Source organism: Acidithiobacillus ferriphilus, from assembly GCF_018854775.1.
Classification (GTDB): Bacteria; Pseudomonadota; Gammaproteobacteria; order Acidithiobacillales; family Acidithiobacillaceae; genus Acidithiobacillus; species Acidithiobacillus ferriphilus.
In genome coordinates this window covers 1-10,032 of record NZ_JAAZTY010000024.1, presented here as the reverse complement: position 1 = coordinate 10,032, position 10,032 = coordinate 1, and the positions used below count along the sequence as shown (strand labels likewise).

Sequence of the window (10,032 nt, the reverse complement as noted above, 5' to 3'; positions counted from 1 at the left end):
TGTCTTTTGTCGCCGCGGCGCGCGCCAATATTGTGCTGCCCGCCGATGCGCTGGATTGGGCTGAGCGCTGCTTTGCCACCCCCGTAATGGCCGCTGAGGCCGCTGAGGCTATCATCGGTGTGAGTCCTGGATTCTGGTCCGCTGCCCAGACGACGCTGCAGGCCGCAGGTGGCGACTACCGGCTCTGGACCAAAGCCTTGCAGCAAGCCAGCGGGCAGCGCGGTAAGGCGCTGTTCATGCCCCTGCGCGCCGCGCTTACCGGGCTCACCCACGGACCGGAACTGGCGGCGCTCCTTCCCCTCATCGGTGAAGCGCGCGCGTTGACGCGTCTTCATGCCGCTGCCCAACGCTCCTGAACGCTTGTCGAGGCCGAAAATATGACCACCCTGCCGGTACTGACCCTCTATGACACCCTGCGCCGCCGTAAAACGCCACTGGAAGTGCTGCGTCCCAATCATGTGGGACTCTACGTCTGCGGGATGACCGTATACGACTTCTGTCATCTCGGCCATGCCCGGGTCATGGTCACCTTTGATACGGTGGTGCGCTATCTGCGTGAGCGCGGCTACGAGGTGACTTACGTCCGCAATATCACCGATATCGACGATAAAATCATTCGTCGGGCGTTGGAGTGTGGCGAATCGATCCAGTCTCTCACGGCACGCTTCATCGACGCCATGCACGAAGATGAGGCGGCGTTGCTCTGCCGGCGCCCTGATCTGGAACCGCGGGCGACGGAGCACGTGGGTGCCATGCAAACCCTGATCGGCGAACTCATCAACAGCGGGCATGCCTATGCGGCGGCCAATGGCGATGTGTACTACGCGGTGCGCAGCTTCCCGGAATACGGGCGTTTGTCCGGCAAATCCATTGACGAGTTGACGTCGGGCGCGCGGGTGGATATTGGTGAAGACAAGCGTGATCCTCTGGACTTTGCCCTGTGGAAGGCGGCCAAGCCCGGCGAGCCGTCCTGGGCCTCCCCCTGGGGAGAAGGGCGGCCCGGTTGGCATATCGAATGTTCCGCCATGTCTGCCGATGCCCTGGGTTGTGCCTTTGATATTCACGGTGGTGGTGCGGATCTGCAATTCCCGCATCATGAGAATGAAATCGCTCAGTCACAGGGCGCAGGCTGCGCTTTTGCCCATTACTGGATGCACAACGGTTTTGTCCGCATCAACGACGAGAAAATGTCCAAGTCCCTGAATAATTTCTTCACGGTACGGGAACTCTTGCCCCGTTATTCGGGCGAGGTGCTGCGCTTTTTCATCCTGTCCAGCCATTACCGCAGCCCGCTGAACTATGGGGAAGAGGCGCTGGAGCAGGCCAAGGCCGGCCTCACCCGGCTCTACACCGTCCTGCGCGGGATGCCCGGGCGCAAGATCGTGGCGGAGCTGGGTAGCGAGTGGCGGGAGCGTTTTCATACGGCCATGAGTGATGACTTCCATACACCAGCGGCTCTGGCGGTGCTCTTTGACTTGACCCGCGAGATTAATCGCCTGCGGGATGAGGGCAGTGAAGTTGCTGCACCGCTGGCTACCTTATTACGGGAACTGGCGGGAGTGCTGGGCTTGCTGCAACAAGACGCAGAGGATTTTCTCCGCGGCGATGAGACGAATACCCACTGGATTGAGGAGCGTATCGCCGCGCGCGCCGCGGCGCGGCTGGCCCGCGATTTCGCCGGTGCCGATGGGATCCGGCAGGAATTGACAGCCGCTGGGGTCATTCTCGAAGATGGCCCCGGAGGCACGACATGGCGGCAGGAATAAGACACTGCCACTCGCTCAACCCGGGCACTTAAGTTAGGCTCCTCAGCCTTCGTCCAGTGGGAAAGACTGCTGCTCACCTTCGCTGGGAACGGCAACCGATACGGGCTCCTGTTGCATTGCGGGCAGTATGGATTCTTCCGGAATTGCCGCGTTGATGGATTCCTGAACGATTTCAGGCACGGGCTCCGCTGTCGTTGGCTGCCCGGTGGGGTAGAGGTGCTCTTCTAGCGAATCCCTTTCGATGGTCGCAGCGGCGACTGGAATCGGCGCCGTGGCGGGAACCAGCATCTGGTGCCAGTCGGCGGCGGCAGGTACCGTGCCGGGATAGACGAGCTCTTCCGGAACATGGGCGTCATCCGCTGGGCCCGCCAGCTGATCCTTATCCTGGAAGCCCTCTGTCGTGTAGGTGCCTTCGGTATTTTCCCCGCCCTGAGTGGAGCGCCTGGCGCGCGCGCGGCGTCCACCACGCCGCCGCCGCCGGCTGTTGCGGTCTTCGCTGCTGGTTTCCTGGGCACCGGTGCCCATCTCGCTGGCCTGCTCCGTGCTCGTCGGCGGTTCAGCGCCACCGGTCTCCGCCAGGAAGGTCGCTGCGTCAACCGGCACATAGCGGGATACCAGTGCCCGCACCAGGCGGGCCAGAATACCCTCTTCCGGCGGAACGATCTTGACGGGCGCTTTCGCCTTCGGGCCGCTGGGTGCCGGTGGTGTGCGCAGTGGCGGCAGCACCGTGGGCGGCGGCGGCGCGGTTAACGGACTCAGTGCCGCTGATTCGTTCGGCGGACGGCTGGGGCGTGCAGGCAGAGTGCTGTTGTCGCTGCCGGCGACTGTCGCCGCTCGACTGCTGTCGCCTTCCACACGCGTCCGCTGAATCTGATAATGGGGCGTGACCATGTCCGGCGAGGGAATGATCAGGATGCGGGTGTCGGTCTTTGCTTCCAGTTCCAGAATCGGGCGGCGTTTCTCGTTGAGCAGATACACGGCCACATCCACCGGCACCCGACACTCTATCTCTGCGGCACCGGCTTTCATGCACTCCTCATACAGCAGGCGCAGGACGTGCATACTGGTGGCTTCGCAGCCCCGTATCTGACCGGTACCGTTACAGCGTGGGCAGGGTTCGGAAGAAGCTTCTTCCAGGCTGGCGCCGAGACGTTGTCGGGACATTTCCATGAGACCAAAGCGGGAGATGCGCCCCAACTGTACCCGGGCCCGGTCCAGCTTGAGGGCGTCCTTGAGCTTGCTCTCCACTTCGCGCTGGTGCTTGGGGGATTCCATGTCGATGAAGTCGACCACGATGAGCCCACCCAGATCGCGCAGGCGAATCTGCCTGGCGATCTCCTCGGCGGCTTCCAGATTGGTCTGGAAGGCGGTCTCCGCGATATCCTGGCCCTTGGTTGCGCGGCCCGAGTTTACATCCACGGCCACCAGCGCCTCGGTATGGTCGATGACGATGGCGCCCCCTGACTCCAGGCGCACTTCGCGACTGAAGGCGGATTCAATCTGCTGCTCAATTTGATAGCGGGAGAAGAGGGGTACGTCATTGTCGTAATACTTCAGGCGATGCACCATTTTTGGCATCATGGAGCCCATGAATTGTACCGCGGCGTGGTAGGCTCCCTCCTCGTCGATCAGCACTTCCCCGAAATCTTCGGAGAAGTGATCGCGCAGGGCGCGCACCACGACGTTACCCTCCTGATAAATCAGGAGGGGGGCGGCACGCGGTGCCGCTGTATCGAGGATGGCCTGCCAGATCTGTTTGAGATACTCCAGATCGCGCTGCAAGGCCTCCAGTTCCTGACCAATCCCCGCGGTGCGGGCGATGACGCCCATGTTTTCGGGGATGTCCAGGAGTTGCAGGTGCTGGCGGATCTGGGTGCGGTCCTCGCCTTCGATGCGCCGGGAGACGCCACCGGCACGGGGGTTATTCGGCATCAACACCAGATAGCGTCCGGCCAGACTGACGAAGGTGGTGAGTGCCGCACCTTTGCTGGAGCGCTCTTCCTTGTCCACCTGAACGATGATTTCCTGACCTTCCCGCACCAGATCCTGAATGCGTTTGCGGCCCTGTTCCTGTTGCAGGAAGTATTCCCGGGCGATTTCCTTGAGGGGCAGAAAACCGTGCCGCTCGGCGCCGTAATCGACGAAGGCGGCTTCGAGGCTGGGCTCCACACGGGTAATTCTACCCTTGTATATATTGCTTTTTTTCTGTTCCCGGTAAGCGCGTTCAATGTCCAGATCGAGGAGTTTTTGACCATCTACCAAAGCCACCCGCAACTCCTCTGCGTGGGTAGCGTTAATCAACATCCGTTTCATAAGTTCTTCTTTCTCCGGCGCTCAACCCGCAAGCCCGGAAGGACCCGTCAGGGAGCGCAGCGTTTGTAATTGGGACCGGCGGGGGTTGCCCGGCGCTGCTGAAATTGGGGTTGCGCTCCGGAAAGCGCAGCACCCCAAGTCGAAATATAAGCTATAAAAGAATAGAATCGCAAATTAAAAGCGCAGAGACAGGGTAAACATGGCAGAAAATGTGGTGCGGCAATGGCTGGTAAGTGATGCGGAAGCGGGGCAAAGGCTGGATAACTTTCTCTTGCGGGTGATGAAAGGCGTGCCGCGTTCCCACATCTACAAAATCCTGCGCAGCGGTGAAGTGCGGGTGAATAAGGGACGGGCGCGACCGTACTACCATCTGGCTGAGGGGGACGTACTGCGTTTGCCACCGGTGCGGGTGGCGGAGCCTGGCGATCCTGCCCTGCTGCCTGCCTACCTGCAGAGCCAGCTGGAAGCCGCTGTCCTTTATGAAGATACTCATCTGCTGGTGTTGGACAAACCCAGCGGGCTGGCCGTGCATGGTGGTTCGGGTCTGAGTTGGGGCATCATCGAAGCGCTGCGCCAGTTGCGGCCTGATGCCCGTGAACTGGAGCTGGTACACCGCCTGGACCGCGACACCTCCGGCTGTCTGATACTGAGTAAAAAACGCTCGGCGCTGCGTGCGCTCCATGAAGCCCTGCGGGAAGGCCTCATGGAGAAGCGCTATCTGGCGCTGGCGGCGGGTGACTGGCAGGGGAAGGCGCGTGCCGTGCATCTGGCCCTGCGCAAGAACACCCTGCAGTCCGGCGAGCGCATGGTGCGGGTGGACCCGGTGGAGGGTAAGGCCGCACATACGCGTTTTCTGCCACTGGAACATTTCCCCGGCGCGGTGCTGCTGCAGGCTGATCTCGATACCGGACGTACACACCAGATTCGGGTTCACCTGCAAGCGATTGGGCATCCGGTGGCAGGCGATGAGAAATACGGCGATGCGGTCTTCAACCAGCATCTGCGCACCCTGGGTCTGCGGCGACTTTTTTTGCATGCGGCCCTGGTGGCCTTCCGTCACCCGCAGGACGGCCGACCCATGCGCATCGAGGCTCCGCTGCCGGCTGATCTGCGAAGCATTCTAACGCGGTTGCGTAAGCCGTCCGCCGGGTGATTTTGCCCCCTGATTATTTTCGTATGTATACATAAAAGGGAGTGATAGATTGTGGACGTGCAGGTGATTTCTCATAGGCCAAAATATCGGGGAAACTGCCATGATTGCAGCTCTCAGCCATGATGCCATCCGACTGACTTTCCAGGAGTTGTTCCCGCTCAGTCCGTAACGAACCGAGCCATCGTCCTGTGCGAAGTAACCGAGGTGAATTTTGTCATCCACCGAATATCCAGTCCCTTCCGTCGATCTTCTTGCCAGCTATTATGAGTTTCTGGCGGCAGGGGTCGAAGCCTTCATTGTGGCCTTTTATCGGACGCTGGAGGCTATTCCCGAGCGTGCGCAGGTATTGAACCGGCTTTCCTCGGAACGTTACCAACACCTGCGCACGGCGCAGGCACGCCATCTGCGTTTACTCCTGAGCCCGGAAATGGAGACATCCTGGCGCGCGGACGCCCATCTGGCAGGCCGGACCCACTATCGTCATGGTGTGCTGCCGTCCTGGGTGGCCGACAGCTACGCCTTGTACTGGCGCCATCTTCTGGCACAAATAGAGCAGCCGGAAATTGCCGCGAGAGATCGTCACCTTCTGCGCTCTTTGCTGGTGGCGCGTCTGTTGCAGGATCTGGCCTGGCAGCTTGAAGGCTATGCCGAGGGCTCCGGTGATGTTCGAAACCTACTCCTGCACCTGGATCATCTGATGGTCGGCGCGGATTCCGAAGCAGCGATGATCCAACAGATCATGGATTTCCTCATCCGGGAAGGCGGTGTCGACGGCGCCTGGTTCGGGTATCCGGACAGTGCTGGCAAGATGGTCATTATGGCGACCGCCGGAGCAGGTATGGCCGAGTATCTCTCGACCGTCACAGTCAGCATCGACGATACGCCGCAAGGCCAGGGACCGGCCGGGCGCGCATGGCGGACCGAGAAGGTGCAGGTCACACCGGACTGGGACAGCGACGCTTCCATGCGGCCGTGGCAGGAGCAGGCCCGACCTTTTGGCTGGAATTCCAACGCCGCTATCCCCATGGTCGATTCCAGCGGACGGAGTCGGAGCGTCCTTGCGCTGCTGAGTCGGGAGCGGGGCTTTTTTGGACACCCCGATCAGCAGATGATTCTCGCGCATCTCGCCGTGGTTCTGGGGCTCGCGTTGGAACGCTTGCATCTGATTGCGGAAGAGACCGTCCATCGGGAGACCCTGGAGCGGCTCAACACCCTGTATCACGCACTCATGGCCGAGGGGGATATCCTTCTGCGCGCGCGCAACGAGCGGGACCTTTTCAGGGAAACCTGTCGACGTCTTGCCATCAGCGATCTCTTCAGCGCGGCCTGGGTCGGCCATCCCAATGAAGAAGGCGTTATAAAATGTCTCGTTACGGCGGGGCGTGGTGCCCAAGCCTTCGACTCCATCCATCTGAGCGTGGCGGATACCCCGGAGGGTCAGAGCCTTGCCGCCCGGGCCTGGCGGAGCGGACGCCTGCACTTTAGCAATGATTATCTGGCGGATCCTTCCCTGGCGTCGTTGAACGATCTATTTCTGCGGCACCGCTGGCGTGCTTCCGCGGCCATTCCAATCTATCGACAAGGGGTGATCTGGGGCATCCTCGTTGTCGTTACCGATCGCACCGGGGTTTTTGACGAGGCGATACTGGGGTTGTTGGCGCGGATCGCCCGCCTCCTCAGCCACGGCCTCGATGAGATCGATCTTCGGGCGCGCCTCGACGCTGTCCATGGCCAACAGGCTTGGCTCGCCGACCACGATCCCCTGACCGGACTGCCCAACCGCGCTGTCCTATCTCCGCGACTGCTGGACGCCATGGCGCGCACCCTTCGTCATGAACGGATAATGGCGATAGGCATGTTGGACCTTGACAACTTCAAACCCATCAATGACCAATACGGTCATGCTGCTGGCGACGTCCTGCTGACCACCTTTGCTGATCGTCTCCAGGGAGCGCTGCGGCAGACCGATTTCGTGGCCCGCCTCGGCGGTGACGAATTCGTCCTCGTCTTTGAAGACCTGAAAAACATGGATGACCTGGAGTCGGTCCTCGCCCGGATCCAGGAGGCCATCGAGGCACCTTTTATGCTTCCCGGCGGGGACAGTGTGATCGTGGGGGGGAGTCTGGGGCTGACCTTCTACCCTTTCGACGACGGCGATCCTGATCAGTTGCTACGTCATGCGGACCAGGCCCTCTACACCATCAAGGAAGCAAAGAGAAATCGGGAGCGATTCTGGACCTATTATCACGCCAATACGGACACGGACGTGACCGCCCTTCGGCAAAGCATGAGCACCCTATTCGCTGCGGGAGGCTTGCGCGTCCATTATCAACCCGTCATCGATCTCGAAAATGGTCAAGTCGTAGGTATGGAGGCGTTGGTGCGTTTGCTGGACGGCGCCGGTGAAATCCTCGCTCCTGTCCGTTTTCTATCGTTTCTTTCGGTAGACGAGCGCCGCGCCCTTACCCGGGCAGTCCTCGCTCAAGCGGTTCAGGATGTGGCTACCTGGGAAGCAGCGGGATTTCCACTCAGCGTATCCGTCAATGTGGAACCGGAACTCCTCACCCATGACGCCTGCTTGCATTGCCTGACGGAAATCATCGGGCCGTCCGGGATCGATCCCGGACGCATCACCCTGGAGATACTGGAGAATGGCGATTTTTTATCTATCGCCAGCGCTCGACAAAGGCTCCTGGAAATAAAGGCGACCGGCGTGCGTCTCGCCCTCGACGACGTTGGTAGTGCCTATTCCTCCCTGCTGCGGCTCAAGGAGCTGCCAATCGACAAGATCAAACTGGACCAAAGTTTCGTGCGGGAGTTGGCGCGACGGCCGGACAATCTGCATTTTGTGCATAGCCTCCTGGGCCTCGCTCAGGGCTTGGGGGTGGGCTTCGTGGCGGAGGGTGCGGAAACACCGGAAATCCTGGATGCCCTGAGTGCCCTCGGTGTATCACAGGCGCAGGGGTACGCCATCGCGCGCCCCATGCCTGCCGTGGAAATGCTGTCCTGGCTCCGGGCGTACACCCCGGCTCCCTATCATGGGCCGAAATCGCTGCTCGGATTATACGCCTGTCATTTACGCTTCAGCGACACCATGAAAACGCTTCTGATGCAGGTTCCGATGGTTTCCGCAGCCATTCTTGCAGAGATTGCCGCCGTTAGCCCGGTAAGCAGCCATGTTGCCAGTTTGGGTTTGGGCACCCCCCCCATAGCGCAAGCATATTTTCGCTATCAGGAGGCGATGGCGGCTATTTCCGTCGATATGGTCGCGAAAAAACCCAACCTGACTACGATCGATGAGGCATCGGCGCTGTTTCTGGAGTGCATCAGGGAGGCCCTTGGGGGATGACCAGGAGTACGGGGCTTTTGCGTCCAGATGCCGGGCAACCCCGGATCAGGAAGCCGCTTTGTTAATCTCCTGACTGATGATGTGCAGCATCTGGGCGTGAACCCGCAAATTACCGGCGACGATGTTGCCGTTTTGGAGATAGCCCTGATCACCCTTGAAGTCGGTGGCGACGCCGCCGGCCTCCTGCACCAGTAGCACACCGGCAGCGATGTCCCAGGGCTTGAGGTTGAATTCCCAGAAGCCGTCATAACGTCCGGCCGCGACATAGGCGAGGTCCAGGGCCGCCGAACCGGGTCGGCGAATCCCCGCTGTCTTCAACATCAAAGCCTTGAAGGTGGCGAGATAGGTGTCCAGGTAAGAAAAGTCGCGGAAGGGGAAACCGGTGCCGAGCAGGGCACCGTCCAGATCCTTGCGTTGGGCAATGCGCAGGCGGCGATCATTGAGGTGGGCACCACTGCCGCGGCTGGCGGTAAACAGTTCGTTATGCACCGGGTTGTAGATGACGGCGTGCTCAAGACGGTCGAAGTGGCGGACGGCAATGGAGACGCAGATCTGCGGCATGCCGTGGATGAAGTTGGTGGTGCCGTCCAGTGGATCGATGATCCACTCGAAGTCTTTATCGGAGATGCGCCCCCCTTCTTCGGCGAGAATCCCATGATCGGGATAGGCGCGACGCACGATTTCAACGATGGCGGCCTCGGCGCGCTGATCAACGTCAGTGACAAAGTCATTGTGCGCCTTAGTGGTGATGCTGATTTCATTGACCCGGTCGAAGCTGCGGTTGATGATATCGCCAGCTTTGCGGGCCGCGCGAATGGCGGTAACGAGAATAGGATGCTGCATGGGAACCTTGTGCGAGGATGAGTCGGAGTTGAATCAGTATAAAGGAGAATGGCGATGGCCGCACGGACGCGGGCGGCGGACATGATCGGGACGTCTTTGCAAGGTTTGCGTATCGTCCTCGTTGAACCCAGTCATCCCGGCAATATCGGCGCGGCGGCACGAGCGATGAAGGTGATGGGGTTGCGCCACCTGGTGCTGATCAATCCGCGTTTCTTCCCCGACCCAGAGGCCACGGCCCTTGCTTCCGGGGCCGAAGATATTCTGGATACTGCCCGGGTCTGCGCCGATCTGGATACGGCCTTGCAGGGTTGCCACAAAGTCTATGGCACCAGCGCCCGAGATCGTCGTATCCAATGGCCCAGCAGCAACGCACGGGAGGCCGCGGGGGAAATTCTAGCTGATTTGGGCAATGGGGACTGTGCCTTGCTCTTCGGTCGGGAACGGACGGGTCTGACGAATGCCGAATTGGATCGTTGTCAAGTGCTGGTGCATATCCCGACGGCGGAAGAATATCATTCCCTGAATCTGGGGCAGGCGGTGCAGGTGTTGGTCTATGAGCTCCATATCGCCGCTCGGACGACCCCGCCACAACCGGCAGCGCCGCCGGA

Annotated in this window: 6 protein-coding genes and 1 pseudogene; 5 read left to right on the top strand and 2 right to left on the bottom strand. The window is 60.6% G+C overall.

Annotated elements, in window-relative coordinates; all coding sequences use genetic code 11:
- Together HF921_RS01995 and cysS are read left to right on the top strand one after the other, a co-directional pair.
- A pseudogene (locus HF921_RS01995) lies at positions 1 to 356 on the top strand (glutamate--tRNA ligase); the annotation flags it as partial.
- A 21-nt stretch (positions 357 to 377) separates the two neighbouring features.
- Entirely contained in the window at positions 378 to 1,766 is a 1,389-nt protein-coding gene (gene cysS, locus HF921_RS01990) for a cysteine--tRNA ligase (RefSeq protein WP_215861398.1), read from the top strand.
- A 42-nt stretch (positions 1,767 to 1,808) separates the two neighbouring features.
- On the opposite strand, the gene HF921_RS01985 is transcribed toward cysS, so the two are convergent.
- Positions 1,809 to 4,079: an Rne/Rng family ribonuclease gene (locus HF921_RS01985; RefSeq protein ID WP_215893214.1), complete on the bottom strand. Its 2,271-nt coding sequence runs from the start codon at positions 4,077 to 4,079 to the stop codon at positions 1,809 to 1,811.
- A 199-nt stretch (positions 4,080 to 4,278) separates the two neighbouring features.
- On the opposite strand from HF921_RS01985, the gene rluC reads away from it, so the two are divergent.
- Positions 4,279 to 5,232, top strand: a complete 954-nt coding sequence (gene rluC, locus HF921_RS01980) for a 23S rRNA pseudouridine(955/2504/2580) synthase RluC (protein ID WP_215893213.1) — start codon at positions 4,279 to 4,281, stop codon at positions 5,230 to 5,232.
- Between the two features lie 211 nt (positions 5,233 to 5,443).
- Complete coding sequence (locus tag HF921_RS01975; protein WP_215893212.1) at positions 5,444 to 8,581, top strand: EAL domain-containing protein; 3,138 nt, start codon at positions 5,444 to 5,446, stop codon at positions 8,579 to 8,581.
- 45 nt (positions 8,582 to 8,626) lie between these two features.
- Here the strand turns inward: HF921_RS01975 and HF921_RS01970 are convergent, their stop codons facing one another.
- The gene (locus tag HF921_RS01970; protein ID WP_064218784.1) at positions 8,627 to 9,424 is read right to left on the bottom strand and encodes an inositol monophosphatase family protein; all 798 of its coding nucleotides are present in this window, start codon (positions 9,422 to 9,424) and stop codon (positions 8,627 to 8,629) included.
- Positions 9,425 to 9,478: 54 nt separating this feature from the next.
- Between HF921_RS01970 and HF921_RS01965 the strand changes: the two genes are divergently transcribed.
- Positions 9,479 to 10,032 (top strand): RNA methyltransferase (locus HF921_RS01965; protein ID WP_226834281.1); only part of this gene is annotated, 554 nt, incomplete at its 3' end.